We start from the raw sequence: 13,985 nt of genomic DNA, 5'->3' as shown, positions 1-13,985 counted from the left end.
GTTATTTCTGATATTGGTTGTCGGAATATGTGTGGCAGGGACAGGGATACTGGCGATACTGATAGAAATAAAGGTTATAGAATTATATAAGAAAAACTGTTGGGATGTTATTACTCTACTGATGATACTGACAAGTACTGCTGTCATCATTTATTTTGGAGAAGCAATTAAAAAAGCACTTTCCGTAAATCTTCTATTGCTTTTCGTACTTTCTCAGGGAGTATATCTTGGAATCAGATGTTATTTGAAAAATCGGTTAGGTACCAAGCAATATTGGTGAAAACATGCTAAAAAACGTATAATAGCAGGGGATAAAACATCGTCCCCTACTATTATATAAACAGCGAAGTTTTACCCATCTCTCTCTTTTGAAAGATTCGCTACTTGTGGAACCGAGATATAAGGTTTCGCCTGTGTTCTTTGGTGTATCACTACCACATTTCTCTGTACCGATGTAATCTTTCTGCATACGGAAGCAAGAGATACAATATTCCTTATTTTAAAACATAATTACAATTCCTGTTTGACAAGAACGATCATCATAGAAGGATTGTATTTGTCCCCACTCATAATAATATTCGACGCCTGTCATACTCTTTTTACTGGGAGTACCTAAGCATTTCCTTAAAAACCTATTATTTTCTTCTTGCAACTTTTCTAAGACTGTACCATTCATTGTCTCATATTTCGTAGAATACTTTTTGTCTGCTCGAACCAATTCAATCTTTTTTACTTTTCCATGTCTTCCATAGATTGTAACATAAAACTTCTTATAAAGCCATTTTAAAGGTTTCTTAGAAATCAATATTGTATAAGAATACTCTGTTTGAGCAATCTTAAAATCAATTTCTTTAAATAGGGAAATACTTCCTTTGGGAGTAATTTTATATCCCCCTATTTTTAACATATCTTCCTTTAGCTCATCCTTTATTTGGATAATCTCCATACTTACTATAAAAACAACATAGCCTTCACACACTACAACGGTAACTATTTTTGCCCATAGCACATCTGGAACAAACATGTTCCAAGCTATAACAGGAAGCAAAGCTACTCCTACCGCAGTCACCAGTAGAAGCACCCTCCAAATATAATTTTTCTTTCTTTTTCCTTCATTAGTTAAATTTTCATCATAATAAAGATGACCTGGGGCTTCGAATGAGTTTAATAGAAATTCCTTTAAAAATGACACCAGAACCGCTCCCCAAGAAGATTTCTTTTGTTCCTTCATATTACCCAATCTCCTCTGCTATATGATTATTTTTCATTCTATTTTTTACTTAACTTATACATTAGCAAGATTTTTAGTTATTCTTCTAACAATATTTTTATCCCCGCTTTTTCTGCTTTATGCGAAAAGTCAACAGCAAATCCCCATCCCATCTCTGCAAATTGCCATTTCTTCGTTTTTTTGTAATTTTATAGATTTCAACTGTAGACACTTTATTTAATTCAGGATATAACTTCTTAAGTGTAAGTATTTGTTTATTTCTGCTTATTTTTTCATTCCATATAATTGTTAATTTAACCTGTTTTCTTTCAAAAAAACCCACCTTACATAAATCTGCATAGCAGGCTTCTGGTATTGATATATCATTGTTTTTTAACATTTTTCTCCTTTATTTAATTTTATAAAAAACTTCTAAGCCCTATTAAAAGAAATATGAAGCCTATTAGAGGAACAGGTATCATACAAATGAGAAACACATTAAATTTTTTCCTTGCTTCATCAGTATTTTCTTCTTTTGTTACTTTTGCTTTTTTCATAACTATAAAAGGGAATATCAGTAATAATAATCCTCCAACTACTGCTAACAATATTTTCATCTTATATATTCCTTCCTTATCTTTAAATAAATATTAATCATGTATCGTACTATATTCCAATCCTAATGCACTTTTTCTTCTACAAATTCTTTTACTATCGCCTATTGATGTATTTTCATATTCACTGTTTGAAACAGTATATATTTCTCTTTTACCATTACAACTTACATATAACTCTCTATCTCTAGTTTTACCACTGCTAATCTTTTTGTCTGTTACAATTGCAATTTCATGAGTTGCCCCATCAAATGTAAATAAAAAATTTATTGGGAAGCTAATTGTAAATGCGATTATAAAAGCAGCAAATACAACTGAAAGTTTACGTCCAAATTTCTGTGGTACATCTGTTTTTAAAGATTTAATAATAAATGGCAGTGCAAGTAAAGCAGTAATAATTGCCGTAATCTTCATATAGTTTCCAAATTCATAATTAAAGAGTTTACTCGTATTCAGGGATAAAAGCATTGCTATTGCTGCACCCATAAATGGTAATTGATACGCCAGTTCTTGTCCTTTTTTTGTGGTGACTTCTATAAATATATATGGATAATATTTTATATACACTGCATATGTAATCATCAAAACCATTATAAATATAACTAACATTGTTTTGCCACCAATAAAAAATGCTACCGCATCAGCAATTATTAGAATCCAACCTAAAGCTTTTAAAAATTGCTTTGTTTTTTTACGCTTTTCTTTTTCTATTGTTTTTGACATATTTTTGATAGTTGTATTCTCATTACATATAGATTTATAGAAATTCTTTTCTATCCAATTTAAAGCAGGTACATACTTTGATACATCTTTGTTCTGTTCAACTAACTCACCAAAATCCACAAGATCTATTTCATGTTTTATAAGTGTATCATATAAAATATCATAATTTACATACATTTGCTCCAGAGTAACAAGTCTATTGTACATCTTATCAATTAATACGACATCTGTTCTACCATTTAATGGAATCATTAAAATACAACGAATATCATTATATTTTATATGCTGAGTTTTCTTAACCAGATAGCTAAATACAATTTCATCTTCATTTACTACAATTATTTGTTTCTTGTATACCAAAATTAAAGCAATACCTAAAAATACAAAAGGCATAAAACATATCGCAACCCCCATATTTCCTGTAACAAATGTTACCAGTACGATTATTAAAAAAAAAACTGTTGTTACTATTCCTAAATTTTTTACAAATTTACTTAATCTAATGACATTATCCATAAACTCAATCTCCCTATATGATTCACATTTTTCATTTTTTACGCTCTAATTTCTTCTTATCCTTTTTTATTTCTGCAATCTTTACTTGCAGCCAGTCCACATTTCTATTTCTGGCAGAAATTTTAGCGATTTTTTTCTGATTTTTATATAAAATAAGAGCTTCTCCAAATAAATTCTTTTTTCTTTTCATCTGGGTAATATCCGTTAATCTTATTTTACAGTTCTTCCTTAAAAATCCATTTCTATATAGCCATCCATCCTGGACAATTGTTTTGTCCATTAAAAAATAGAAAAATATACCTCCCGGTACAAGAGAGAATAAAAGGAAAACAAAAGCTGTTTCTTTTGCATTGAATACAAGTATCACACTATTGTAAACCAAATATAAAAAGAAAATGCCCGGCAGAACATAGTGGCTTTCTTTTGGTCTTATGATGCACTTTTTATCTCTACAACTCAACCATGTTTCTTGTGAAATTTTATGCTTAGACAGACTATTTTCAAACAATGATGTGCTTATGTTTTCATCAAATTTGAATATTTTTTTGTCCCCTGCATATATTTCCAATGTACCATTTTCTTTATGTACACTTCTTGTTATATCTGAAAATTTATAATATTTTTTTCCAAAAAACGACCGATATTTAATTACATCATGATTTACCTGGACTCTCCACAGGAACAAATGCAGGGTACAGATTCCAAAAAAAGCAATCAATATTCCATACGCCACTATAACTGAAAAATCCGCCTGTCCGTCTATAAAACCATACAAAAGTACTCCTGAGAAAAATATAGTTCCAACCAAAAATAAAATTCCCAGCCATCCTTCTTCTTGAATGCTATAATTATTTTCATCTATATTCTTTTCTTCCAACTGTTCTAAAGTTTTTAATTCACGATTTATCTTTTTTATTTTTATTGCCCTGATAACCAACAAAGCCGCAACCCAAGGAAGGATTGATAGGATTCTTTTCATAAAAATATTCATTTTTCAACCTCCCATTTTTTGACAGCAAAATACTTTACCAGGTGAAAAACTCCTAAGATAGAACCCAAAGAACAAAAATAGGAACAAAGGCTTGCAATTCTAATCATGGCTATATATTCAACGCTGCTACTAAGTACTTTTGCGACACCCATTCCAAGCAATACAAAACTAGTAATACACCATCCTCCAGCCAGCTTTTTGGAAGAAGATGGATTGTAGATATCTTTTTTAATCAAAGTTATTATAAGAAAAATGTATGCAGCGATTACCAGTATGTAAATGATAACGAGTATGGTTAGATACCTCTTATAATATTCTTCTTTCATAGTTGTCAGCATGAGGATAGTTGCTGCCCAACAGAACAAAATAGAAAACGTCAGACTTTGTATTCCAATGATCCAAAAAACCTTTTTCCCTGTCACTTCTGTTCTTGAAAAACTAAGAATCACGAATCCAAGATACACAATAACTAAAAATACTTTTGAAAAAAACGGTGATGGAGCTGATTCAGATAAAAAGAAAAATAAAAATACTAGAAACAAGATTGCTCCATCTAATTTGTAGATTTCTTTCGGCTTAATCACATCTTCTATATCGTATAGTAAAAAACTTTTTGTTTGTTCATTAATCTTTTTCATTCTCGTTTTCCCCTATCGTTTCTTTATTCTTCCTCTACGGATATTTCCACATTTGCATGAAGCACCTTTTCCAGATATAATAAAACAAGCCGTCGCCCTTCTTCACATTTTCCTATCTTAGAAATATTCCTATACAGCAGATATAATGGAAACATAAATAAAATCAGACATTCTGTTAAAATCAATAAATCTCCCTGAGAAAAAAACAATGCAAATAAAATCACTATGAGCAGAAAAAATAGTGCAGCTTTTTTTATGTATGGCAAAAGCACAAACGTACCTTCCAGCATTACATCTCCCCCATAGCTTTTTATATGTGTCTGGAGCATTTCCCAGCCACCGCCTGTCATACTTCCTGCTGCATATCCGATACATAAGGTATTATCCTCTTCTTTGTAGGCTGCAAGTGCCATATCTCTATAAGCCTGGTTTGAAATACATAATGGTTTTGTAGTCTTCTTAATCTGTTCCAATAAATGTTCTTTGGAATAAGGAAAATATATTTTATAATATTCTTGCATACGTTATCCTTTCTCATAAAAAGGTTTTCTAAAGTTCAATACAATACAAATTTTTTTACATTAGTTTCCATCGTTTATAAGCTGAACCCTTTCCATAGAGATATTGTATTCTTTGCAAAAGCTGTTTATTGTCCAATTATTAAAGAGAAGAAAACTCTTCGTCACATAAATATCTGCTTTTGAATTATGTATCAAATTGAAAATACTTTTTATATCATAACAGTTAAAACTGTAGGCAGGAGACATTCCTATTTGCCCATTGCTTATATTGATATCATATCTTTTTTGTATAACACTTGGATATGCCAAATAAATTGTAATATTGCATATATATTTTTTCTTCCCATTTTCTTTTATGTATAGGTATGGTTCTCCCAGTCCAATATCATATATGCCTTTAGGTCTGGAGGATAGTGTAAAAACTAATGAATGGATATCCGCATACAAAATTTCTCGTTCCCTAAATCCATATGTTATTTTTTGATCGAATAGTTTATAAGTACGTTGTTTTATAAAGTAATAAAATAATAATAAAAAAATCACAAAAAGTATGGTAAAAATCAGTGCTTTTTGAAAACTCACTTTAAAATCAAAGGAAAACAAAAGTTCGGTTAAACAAAACGATATTGCTGAACAACTAATAATACTAACTATAATGTTGAACCAAGTATTAAATTTTCCATTTCCAAAGATATAATCATAACTTTTATTCTTCATTATAACCTCGTATATTTTTTAATATAGAAAAACTGTTTGCAATAAACATCACAATATCGAACCAAAATATAAAAATCAATTTTATCTCTTTATCATAATTATATACATCAACTAACCACATTGTAAAGCAAAAAGCAAGCCATTTTCAGACTTGCTTTCCACCAAATTACTGCACCTTATTGCCAAATCATCTCCTTATTCAAAATTCCCTTTTCACACTCTTGTATAGTATTTATTTTGCTACCCATTCCATCTGTTTATCTGCCTTCAACTCTTCCTTAATCCCCTGTGTCTATTTCATTTGCTCTACAATTGACTATTATTCCAGCGATTATATAAAAACCATAACCAATACAAAATATGGAAACGGTGCTTCTAACTATACCGCTAAAGCCTTTCGCCATTATCCCGAAAATAGTACTCCAGCAGAGAAATAGCGCCAGCAGACATAAAAAACTCGAACCCCTTGTAAAATGGGCATCAGAAGTTTTCTACCCGTTATTCTTGTTCTATAATTCAAGTGAATCTTCTGAATCTATCCACATCTGTAAATTGCCATCGAGATATAATCTTGCATATTCTAAAGGCTCATCCACAGCCAATGAAGTAAGCGCACATTCTGATCCATATGTGGTTTTTAAATCTTTTTCAGCTCCCCAGCAATCAATGCGAAGCATATATCCAACACTTGTGTAAACATCAATACTATCGTGTTTTATGTTGTATTATGCATAAATTGTTCTCATCGTATCTTATCTCTATTTTCTTTTAATAATCAGTTATAGAGTTAAATATCGAAAACATTTCAATCAGTTCACCATGTCGTTATTGTTATACTGTGTTATGAAATTTTCTTTCCCTTATTTTTTCCCATATTAAGATTCATGAAAGCTAATGGGAGAATATAACACAAAGGAAAGAGTAAGGGAAAGCTCACTTGCTACAAACTTAGTATTTTCAAGGGTTTGCGAAGAATTTGATAATCAAATATAACAGTTATTAAATTTCCTAAAATAAGTGCAATATCAACTGGAATTTGTATGACTCAACTCCTTATCGACCGGCCATAGCTCGTTTATAAAGTAGACCTCCTTTTATAAGTAACAACAGAAAAGCCACTGTTACTGCATATGGTTCTCTCGCAATCGCCAGATACAAAACAGTAATAATACTAAGCCCTACAGACAAAAAAGTAATCACCTTTTTTCCCTTTTCAAATTTGAAATTGACCATTAAAATATTCACAATTCCAATAATCGTTAATGCGATAAAAAGACCCCAGTATGTCATACGAATCCAAATTTCATTATCTACATACTCAATAAGACTTACTGAATAGATATATCCATCAACCGGTTTGGAATACAATGGAAGAAAAATAAGCATCAAAGAGAGCAAATCGGTAAATCCAAATAACAAGTCACATAGACCATTGAGATTTGACTTGTTTTCTTTTTCAGAAATCAAAACCAACTGATCTCCGGATAACAGCTCATCAATGGACACAGAGAAATATCTGGATATTTCCTTTAATGAATCTATGCTCGGATATCCTCTTCCGGATTCCCATTTTGAAATTGCAGTTCTTGAAACAAATAATGCCTCGGCTAGTTCTTCTTGTGTCAAACCTCGGCTCTTTCTTAATTCCTGAAGCTTTTCATGGAATTCCACCTCCTGCACTTCCTTTTTTATTTCACTTTTTTATTGTTAGCATAACTACTGCCTTATAAACAGTAAATAATCCGGCACTTAACAATACACCACCCACAATATCCGTAAACCAATGTACTCCGGAAATCAATCTGCCGATAACCATGAATGCAGAAAAAGCGATTGCTAGAATCGTTATGATTCTTTTCAATGTAGAACATGACATTCTTCGCTGGATCTGTTCAACCAAAGTCGGCAACACGCACAATACCAGTAGAGTCGTTGAAGAAGGATAAGAAGCCTCCATAATTCCATTGATTAAAATTGGTCTGTAATTGATTGGGATGATCTCAAAAATGAAGTATGCCAGTATCACTATAACATAATAAACTCCCAGGATAATGATATCGGGATCCACTTTGAAGAAACTTCTTCTCTTTATTAACTGAACCAGTCCAATACCTGCAAAAATCAGGCATACAACTAAAGGAATCAGACCCATCCAATCGGTAATCGTATAAATTGTCATATTAACATTTGTTAAACGATGAAACCAGCAATTGAATGTTGCAAATCCAATATTCGTTGCATTCTGCCCCAGTGGCTGCACGTCTACCATCTGGATCAAAGCTGTCCATATTGCAAACGCTATAATAAATATACCTCCTAAAAATAAAACTTGTTTTCCATTCTTTTTCATCATTATACGTCCTTTCTATATTGGTTTGTCTTTTCGACGATTTCACCTTATCAAAAAGCGTAAAATGACGTAAGAATCGCTCTTTCACATGTATGACACGATTCGTATCATCCCCACAAATGCGTGATTTTCTGTATATTTTCCTGAATACCTATTCCTACAAATTTCGATTTTATGACTTCTTCTTTTTTTGTGCAGGAAGTTCATCATACATAGCGACAAACAATCTTGTCAGGAAATCTTTGTTATCAACATTATTAACCAACAACATCTCTTTTGCTCCATCATAGGGCAACTCATAAATTGCATTAGGCATAAGTGAAACAGCAGATTTTACAGGTTTTACAAGCAACCTATCGTCATATATACCGCCAACAATTTTCTCACGATAATAGATGATATACTCGCCCATCATCGCACGGTATGAAATTCCCTCTAAATCGGATAACTGTTCCAATATAAAGGTTAAATATTCTTTACTTGAAGCCATATCTTTCTCCAATCTATTCTTATTTTTCTATTGGATAAACTTGAATTTTCAAATTAGTCTTTGCAAATAACCTTTGAACCTTCACCATCAATTACAATTCCCTGACGGTTGTTAATTGGGCATAGATTCAAATCCGAAAACTCAGTCATTATTTTCTCGGTAACTTTCTTAAATGGTGCTGTAAGATAATGCGGAAGAACATAGAAATCAATCAAATCAAGCCCTGCATCATCTTCTTGTGAGTAGTCCTCTGGCTTTTCATCCATTTGCTCGATATATTGGATGCTTGGAGCGCATATAATTGCGCCTGCCGACTCGCCGATCATCAATTTTCCATTTGCCAATTCCTTTTTCAGTAGCCCATCAGCTCCCGTTTTACGGAGCTGGTCCATAAGAAAGAAAGAATTTCCGCCGGTAAAATATATCACATCTGCTTCTTCAAAAACAGACTGTATCGTTGAATAAGCCTCCGTTGAAATATCAATTTCAGTTACGATTGCTCCCAACTTTTTGAATAATTTTCGAGCCGAGCCGACATAACCGGTGTAGCCTTCACGCAGTGAAGCTGTTGGAATAAATGAGACTTTCTTATTTTCAATTTCTTCCTTTATCAGACTTCCCACACTTGAAAAGTGCGAACATAAAAATAGTTTCATCAATATTCTCCTTTATAAATTCCGATTTTCTTAATTCTACAAACCGGAATTTTCTCAATTCTTCATCTCTGTTTTTTTCTTTTACAATTAATTAATAGACCAATCGTTGAAATAACAAAAATTAATGCTGATGTTAGAGAAAAAATACCATCAGTAACCACAAATATGATAAACGTGGCTAATGGAATATAATTAAGAATACTTTTCAAAATTTTCATGTCCAATCCTCCTTTTTAAAATCTCATTAATCTTATAAAATATTTTGTTCTAAAAATTCCGAGTTGTTAAAGTCCACAAGTCGAAATTTGTCACCTTCTACATATTGTATTTCCCAACACAATAATTATCACAACATCAGCTAAAATAATACCCAATGCAATATACACAAAAAATGCTGGTAAAATATTTTCAAACACTCCCATAATTAATAGAAGAATTGCTATAACAGACATTCCAATTCCCATTGTTCTGCATAGCTTTTTTTCATTATATTTTGCCTTTTCTTCTTTTGAAGCTGTATTATATCCGGAAATTAACCAACTTCCATGTCCAGAAATCAAAGCTATGGAAAGTACAGCAAATATTATAAATCCAACATATACTATCCAGTCTGGTCCAGTTGATAAGTCTGCCAGTTTCATTTGTATAACACCTCCCACCAAATACCGATTTCTTAGTTTTAAAAACTGGAATTTTCTTATGCTCCTGTTCTATTTTACAACCACAGTGTGAACAATATTCTTCACTATTTATAGGTACACCCCTTAATGATTTGCCACAGAATGGACATTGATTTTTGATTACAATTATGATTAACCTATTATCAATTTTTGCAAATATCATCCAATCTGCAATACATGAAATTAAAATAACTATTCCTAAAAATGCAGGTACTCCTGCAAATTGTTCTAAATAATTTGAATGAATTCAATATTATGCTTTTTTCTCCTTAAATGGCTTCAGAAAGATCACCCATCCAAAGATCAGCAGATTCATTACCAGTGCAACAGGAATATCTCCCCAGTGGATTTGCTGATTCTGAAGTACATCCGCAGAGTACGTTCCTGAAAAAACTACCACCATATTATTATTCAGAAAATGAATAATTATCGGAACCCAGATATTCTGGGTTTTCATATAAGTATATGCCATAAAAATCCCCAGTGAAATACAGGTAACAAACTGGCTTGCCAGAGCCGCCAGCCCCATATCCGGCGTAGTGTAATAGAAGAAGTCTATTGGCAGATGCCATACAGCCCACACACAGCCCAAAAGGATTACGCCGCCTTTTAGTCCAAATTTTTTCTGAAGAAGAGGCTGAAGATAATATCTCCATCCGTATTCTTCTCCAAAGAATGCCACTACTGACAGGAAAAAGTTTACCAAAACAGTAAAAAATATGATCCAGGTAGTAGGATTTGCCATTATTTTGCCAAATTCAGAAAGCTGGCCGCTCAGAGCACAGGCAATCACAAATCTGAGAAGATATAATCCAATAAACAACAGGATCATACGAATAGATATATTCCAATGTTCGCTGTTCAGTCCATAGGATCTGCGCTTTTCTTTACCGGATTGCAGAAGAAGAATCCAGAAAATAACGCTGCCACCTATTATAACGTACTCCATGATCGGTGTCCACTGAGAATATGGCATGCTCATCAGATCTCTATTTTGGGGAGCCAGAACAGAAGCCGCCGTGCAGACAACCAGCACCGCCGTGAGAGCTACAAAGAATATGTAAAAAGCCGTTGGAAGATTTTTATCTCCTTTTTTGGTAATTAAATAAGCCATCATCACACCTGCTGCTGGATACAGCATCTGCGCATTTGGAAAAGCGCTGAGATCAAGACCTTTTCCATAGCTATACCACATCAGAAGTCCCATTACATATGTGATTCCGTATGCTATAATCACATAGATCAATAGCTGTTTTTTCTCTGTTTGCATAAATTTCATAATTTCCTCCTTGCAACTTCAAAGTTATTTACTTCTCTTCATACTTTTTAACGATAACTAAACTATAAGCAGCCATAATTACAATTGTTTCCACCATCACACCAATAACCGACAACAGAACGTACGGTGTATTTTGACCATCTAACAGCGGAATTCCTAATATAACAAAAATGATTCCATAGATTATAAACAATAGTCCGCTCGCACGATTGTAACCTTTAACATCTTTTACTTTTATTGTTTCGGTATTAGCCCAGAATCCAACGGGATTCTTAGAAAACATATCTTTTATTCCTAATCCAATTATAAACACTCCCAAAAGTGACCATATAACAAACCCAATCATATTGTTTCTCCTTACAAACCTCATTAAAACCATAATGAGACACATTCTTGTATTTCCCAAAATCGAGATTTACTAATTCTACAGTCGAGTAGACTCACACCTCACAATGTAAGTCCCTCACAGAACCGTACGTGCGGCTTTCCCGCATACGGCTCTTCATAACAATATTTACAGTATCAAAACAAGCTGACATATATCTTTGGCAATGCCAATGGATAGTATTTCAGCATTTCAATGAATCCTTCTCTTGTGTAGCTCTTTCTATCACTTCGTCTATTCAGCACCTTAAACAGAAGTTCTCTGACTTGCTGTTTGTAGTTTGAAATCATTCTGCCGTTAAAGCTGATGCCATAGTACTTATAGTGACCGACTAACTTCAGATTAAGCATTCCCATTAGTTTCTTCAACGATTGGTCTCTATTCGCATATAGCCATACTTTAATGTCTCGGATTTTCTGTCTGAATTTCTTAGAGCTTGTCTTTGGCGTTATGTACGGCATGCCTTTGCGTGAACGTCCACAGTAGAATGTGAATCCCAAGAAATCAAATGTCTCTAATCTGGTAGACTCACCGCTCTTTTGCTTCGCCCTCGCAATGTAAGCACCGCTTTGCAATAGACGGCTTTTACTTTCCTCTAACTGCAAACCGAACTTTTCCATCCGTTCTTTTAGAAGCTTATAGTAGTTTTCAGCTTCCCATTTATATTGGAATCCCGCAACGAAGTCATCTGCATAAACAATCAAGAAATTATCTCCCTTGCATTCCTTGGTAATAATAAACTTATACCAAAGTGTTAATACATTGTGCATGTATATATTTGCAAGGATTGGACTTATTATATTTCCCTGCGCCGAACCTTCTTCATTCATCATCTGTTTTCCTCCATCCAGCACTCCTACCTTAAGGTACTTCTTGACAAGACCTATAATGTTAGGGTCTTTGATATAGAGATTGAGGAACTTGATAATCCATTCATGTTTCATATGGTCAAAGAAGCCTTTTATATCAGCATCCACGATATAACAGATTTTAGTGTTGTTTAATCTCTTGTATAGTTCTTTTATTGCATCATGACATCCTCGATTAGGTCTGAAGCCATACATGCAGTTCAGAAATCTCGGTTCATAAATAGCTTCCAATATCTTCTTTAGTGCTAACTGAACTATTTTGTCCTCATAGCACGCAATTCCTAATGGTCGAAGTTTTCCATTGCTTTTGGGAATATATACCCTTATTGATGGCTGTGGCTTGTAGGATTTTCTTTTCAATCTTTCCACCAGGTCATCTATGTTTTGTTCCAGATTCCTCTCGTACTCTTTCTTAGTAATTTCATCAATACCAACCGCTTTGCTACCATCTAATTCTTTGTGGCATTGCAAAAGCATTTCTTTATTGATTAAATGATACAACGACGTGAACTCTGGTCTTGGCGAATGCGCCGATATTTCTGCTATTCTTTCTAATTTCGTTTCCATCAATACCTCCGTCCCTGAGTACGGTTGATGTGTCCTCAGAAAGACCATTATTATGTAGCTCCCTTCCCTCCATTGGCATTGCCCAACTTCTTCGGTACTATGGAGCTATCCGACTGCCTACTATTCCTTTGACATTCTCCTGTTTTGCAGTTGTTTGTCATACTTGCGTTGGCAAGAAACAATAGGCTCTCCCCAGTTGACTGAGTAGTCACAATGTGAAACATAAAGTGCTCTTTGACCCCGTAGAAGCAAACCAACTCTTACCATGACAATTTGGTTTGTGTTGCTTTCCGCTGGAATTAAAGCGTCAGCCTTCTAAATGTCAAAATTTCGAGGCTCAATCACACTCTCTATTTCCTTGCTGTCTACGCTTAGCGACTTCCATTACTGACAGCCACCCAAGACTCGCTACTGGCGGTTGGTTAGACCTTACCAGACAGGCATTCCACCTGTTAGACTACTCGCCCTTGTCTGGGCGCACAATTCCGATTTGCCTTTATCCTGTATATGCATCTTCGGCAGTATTCTTAAAATTCTGCTTCTCAAGCCACTGCTTTTCTTCCTCATTCTCCGGAATGTCAATTCTCTCTATCTTAAATATCACAGGTCTTGTACCATCATTGCAACAGGTAATCATCATTCTCTCATCATTCGTCCACCCATGCATGATGGAACCACCCTGCAATGCGGTATAAACATATCTGCTGACAGCATCCCATGCTTCGCCACAGAACTTTCCGTTCATCAGATGATAAAAATTATCCTGCTGCGGTGTCCTT

Annotated in this window: 20 protein-coding genes; 1 reads left to right on the top strand and 19 read right to left on the bottom strand. The window is 33.8% G+C overall.

The window, feature by feature from the left end; all coding sequences use genetic code 11:
- Positions 1 to 280 (top strand): DUF6040 family protein (locus tag WKT11_RS19290; RefSeq protein WP_340285665.1); only part of this gene is annotated, 280 nt, incomplete at its 5' end.
- Positions 281 to 499: 219 nt separating this feature from the next.
- On the opposite strand, the gene WKT11_RS19285 is transcribed toward WKT11_RS19290, so the two are convergent.
- The 19 genes from WKT11_RS19285 to WKT11_RS19195 all read right to left on the bottom strand — a co-directional run.
- The gene (locus tag WKT11_RS19285; protein ID WP_005334769.1) at positions 500 to 1,231 is read right to left on the bottom strand and encodes a hypothetical protein; all 732 of its coding nucleotides are present in this window, start codon (positions 1,229 to 1,231) and stop codon (positions 500 to 502) included.
- A 97-nt stretch (positions 1,232 to 1,328) separates the two neighbouring features.
- Complete coding sequence (locus WKT11_RS19280; protein ID WP_005334771.1) at positions 1,329 to 1,610, bottom strand: hypothetical protein; 282 nt, start codon at positions 1,608 to 1,610, stop codon at positions 1,329 to 1,331.
- A gap of 19 nt (positions 1,611 to 1,629) precedes the next feature.
- Entirely contained in the window at positions 1,630 to 1,827 is a 198-nt protein-coding gene (locus WKT11_RS19275; RefSeq protein ID WP_005334773.1) for a hypothetical protein, read from the bottom strand.
- A 33-nt stretch (positions 1,828 to 1,860) separates the two neighbouring features.
- Positions 1,861 to 3,063 carry a hypothetical protein gene (locus WKT11_RS19270; RefSeq protein WP_117677648.1) on the bottom strand — a complete coding sequence of 401 codons (1,203 nt, stop codon included), beginning with the start codon at positions 3,061 to 3,063 and terminating at the stop codon, positions 1,861 to 1,863.
- Between the two features lie 31 nt (positions 3,064 to 3,094).
- Positions 3,095 to 4,054 (bottom strand): DUF6560 family protein, encoded by a 960-nt coding sequence (locus WKT11_RS19265; protein ID WP_242986968.1) that lies wholly within the window; start codon positions 4,052 to 4,054, stop codon positions 3,095 to 3,097.
- On the bottom strand, positions 4,051 to 4,692 hold the full coding sequence (locus WKT11_RS19260; protein ID WP_242986970.1) for a hypothetical protein: 642 nt from the start codon (positions 4,690 to 4,692) through the stop codon (positions 4,051 to 4,053). The genes WKT11_RS19265 and WKT11_RS19260 overlap by 4 nt, the downstream gene beginning before the upstream one ends.
- A gap of 23 nt (positions 4,693 to 4,715) precedes the next feature.
- Positions 4,716 to 5,213 (bottom strand): hypothetical protein, encoded by a 498-nt coding sequence (locus WKT11_RS19255; protein ID WP_117677650.1) that lies wholly within the window; start codon positions 5,211 to 5,213, stop codon positions 4,716 to 4,718.
- A 60-nt stretch (positions 5,214 to 5,273) separates the two neighbouring features.
- Complete coding sequence (locus tag WKT11_RS19250; protein ID WP_117677651.1) at positions 5,274 to 5,930, bottom strand: hypothetical protein; 657 nt, start codon at positions 5,928 to 5,930, stop codon at positions 5,274 to 5,276.
- A gap of 509 nt (positions 5,931 to 6,439) precedes the next feature.
- Positions 6,440 to 6,649, bottom strand: a complete 210-nt coding sequence (locus WKT11_RS19245) for a DUF6061 family protein (protein WP_176815408.1) — start codon at positions 6,647 to 6,649, stop codon at positions 6,440 to 6,442.
- A gap of 334 nt (positions 6,650 to 6,983) precedes the next feature.
- The gene (locus WKT11_RS19240; protein WP_242986972.1) at positions 6,984 to 7,601 is read right to left on the bottom strand and encodes a helix-turn-helix domain-containing protein; all 618 of its coding nucleotides are present in this window, start codon (positions 7,599 to 7,601) and stop codon (positions 6,984 to 6,986) included.
- A gap of 22 nt (positions 7,602 to 7,623) precedes the next feature.
- Positions 7,624 to 8,283, bottom strand: coding sequence for a phosphatase PAP2 family protein (locus WKT11_RS19235; RefSeq protein WP_117677653.1), 660 nt, complete (start codon positions 8,281 to 8,283; stop codon positions 7,624 to 7,626).
- A 169-nt stretch (positions 8,284 to 8,452) separates the two neighbouring features.
- Complete coding sequence (locus WKT11_RS19230) at positions 8,453 to 8,770, bottom strand: TfoX/Sxy family protein (RefSeq protein ID WP_117677654.1); 318 nt, start codon at positions 8,768 to 8,770, stop codon at positions 8,453 to 8,455.
- Positions 8,771 to 8,823: 53 nt separating this feature from the next.
- Positions 8,824 to 9,426 carry a Type 1 glutamine amidotransferase-like domain-containing protein gene (locus tag WKT11_RS19225; RefSeq protein WP_118411744.1) on the bottom strand — a complete coding sequence of 201 codons (603 nt, stop codon included), beginning with the start codon at positions 9,424 to 9,426 and terminating at the stop codon, positions 8,824 to 8,826.
- 62 nt (positions 9,427 to 9,488) lie between these two features.
- Positions 9,489 to 9,644, bottom strand: coding sequence for a hypothetical protein (locus WKT11_RS19220; RefSeq protein ID WP_182364454.1), 156 nt, complete (start codon positions 9,642 to 9,644; stop codon positions 9,489 to 9,491).
- A 90-nt stretch (positions 9,645 to 9,734) separates the two neighbouring features.
- Positions 9,735 to 10,067, bottom strand: a complete 333-nt coding sequence (locus WKT11_RS19215; protein WP_117846384.1) for a DUF3784 domain-containing protein — start codon at positions 10,065 to 10,067, stop codon at positions 9,735 to 9,737.
- 292 nt (positions 10,068 to 10,359) lie between these two features.
- Complete coding sequence (locus WKT11_RS19210; RefSeq protein ID WP_117677733.1) at positions 10,360 to 11,385, bottom strand: CPBP family intramembrane glutamic endopeptidase; 1,026 nt, start codon at positions 11,383 to 11,385, stop codon at positions 10,360 to 10,362.
- A 28-nt stretch (positions 11,386 to 11,413) separates the two neighbouring features.
- Entirely contained in the window at positions 11,414 to 11,731 is a 318-nt protein-coding gene (locus WKT11_RS19205; protein ID WP_055059040.1) for a hypothetical protein, read from the bottom strand.
- A 176-nt stretch (positions 11,732 to 11,907) separates the two neighbouring features.
- Positions 11,908 to 13,206, bottom strand: coding sequence for a group II intron reverse transcriptase/maturase (gene ltrA, locus WKT11_RS19200; protein ID WP_117677734.1), 1,299 nt, complete (start codon positions 13,204 to 13,206; stop codon positions 11,908 to 11,910).
- Between the two features lie 496 nt (positions 13,207 to 13,702).
- The coding region (locus WKT11_RS19195) for a TIGR04076 family protein (protein WP_340285651.1) at positions 13,703 to 13,985 on the bottom strand (283 nt) is incomplete at its 5' end.

This window comes from Blautia sp. HCN-1074 (genome assembly GCF_037890165.1).
In the GTDB taxonomy this organism is placed as follows: Bacteria; Bacillota; Clostridia; order Lachnospirales; family Lachnospiraceae; genus Blautia_A.
Note: the sequence above shows the minus strand (reverse complement) of the source record. Positions and strands in the feature narration are given on the sequence as shown.

Coding starts and splice junctions, on each gene's coding strand:
- WKT11_RS19210 (WP_117677733.1), bottom strand. CDS start 11,385: ATGAAATTTATGCAAACAGAGAAAAAACAGCTATTGATCTATGTGATT.
- ltrA (WP_117677734.1), bottom strand. CDS start 13,206: ATGGAAACGAAATTAGAAAGAATAGCAGAAATATCGGCGCATTCGCCA.
- WKT11_RS19255 (WP_117677650.1), bottom strand. CDS start 5,213: ATGCAAGAATATTATAAAATATATTTTCCTTATTCCAAAGAACATTTA.
- WKT11_RS19285 (WP_005334769.1), bottom strand. CDS start 1,231: ATGAAGGAACAAAAGAAATCTTCTTGGGGAGCGGTTCTGGTGTCATTT.
- WKT11_RS19225 (WP_118411744.1), bottom strand. CDS start 9,426: ATGAAACTATTTTTATGTTCGCACTTTTCAAGTGTGGGAAGTCTGATA.
- WKT11_RS19235 (WP_117677653.1), bottom strand. CDS start 8,283: ATGATGAAAAAGAATGGAAAACAAGTTTTATTTTTAGGAGGTATATTT.
- WKT11_RS19205 (WP_055059040.1), bottom strand. CDS start 11,731: ATGATTGGGTTTGTTATATGGTCACTTTTGGGAGTGTTTATAATTGGA.
- WKT11_RS19220 (WP_182364454.1), bottom strand. CDS start 9,644: ATGAAAATTTTGAAAAGTATTCTTAATTATATTCCATTAGCCACGTTT.
- WKT11_RS19260 (WP_242986970.1), bottom strand. CDS start 4,692: ATGAAAAAGATTAATGAACAAACAAAAAGTTTTTTACTATACGATATA.
- WKT11_RS19280 (WP_005334771.1), bottom strand. CDS start 1,610: ATGTTAAAAAACAATGATATATCAATACCAGAAGCCTGCTATGCAGAT.
- WKT11_RS19215 (WP_117846384.1), bottom strand. CDS start 10,067: ATGAAACTGGCAGACTTATCAACTGGACCAGACTGGATAGTATATGTT.
- WKT11_RS19265 (WP_242986968.1), bottom strand. CDS start 4,054: ATGAATATTTTTATGAAAAGAATCCTATCAATCCTTCCTTGGGTTGCG.
- WKT11_RS19270 (WP_117677648.1), bottom strand. CDS start 3,063: ATGGATAATGTCATTAGATTAAGTAAATTTGTAAAAAATTTAGGAATA.
- WKT11_RS19250 (WP_117677651.1), bottom strand. CDS start 5,930: ATGAAGAATAAAAGTTATGATTATATCTTTGGAAATGGAAAATTTAAT.
- WKT11_RS19275 (WP_005334773.1), bottom strand. CDS start 1,827: ATGAAAATATTGTTAGCAGTAGTTGGAGGATTATTATTACTGATATTC.
- WKT11_RS19230 (WP_117677654.1), bottom strand. CDS start 8,770: ATGGCTTCAAGTAAAGAATATTTAACCTTTATATTGGAACAGTTATCC.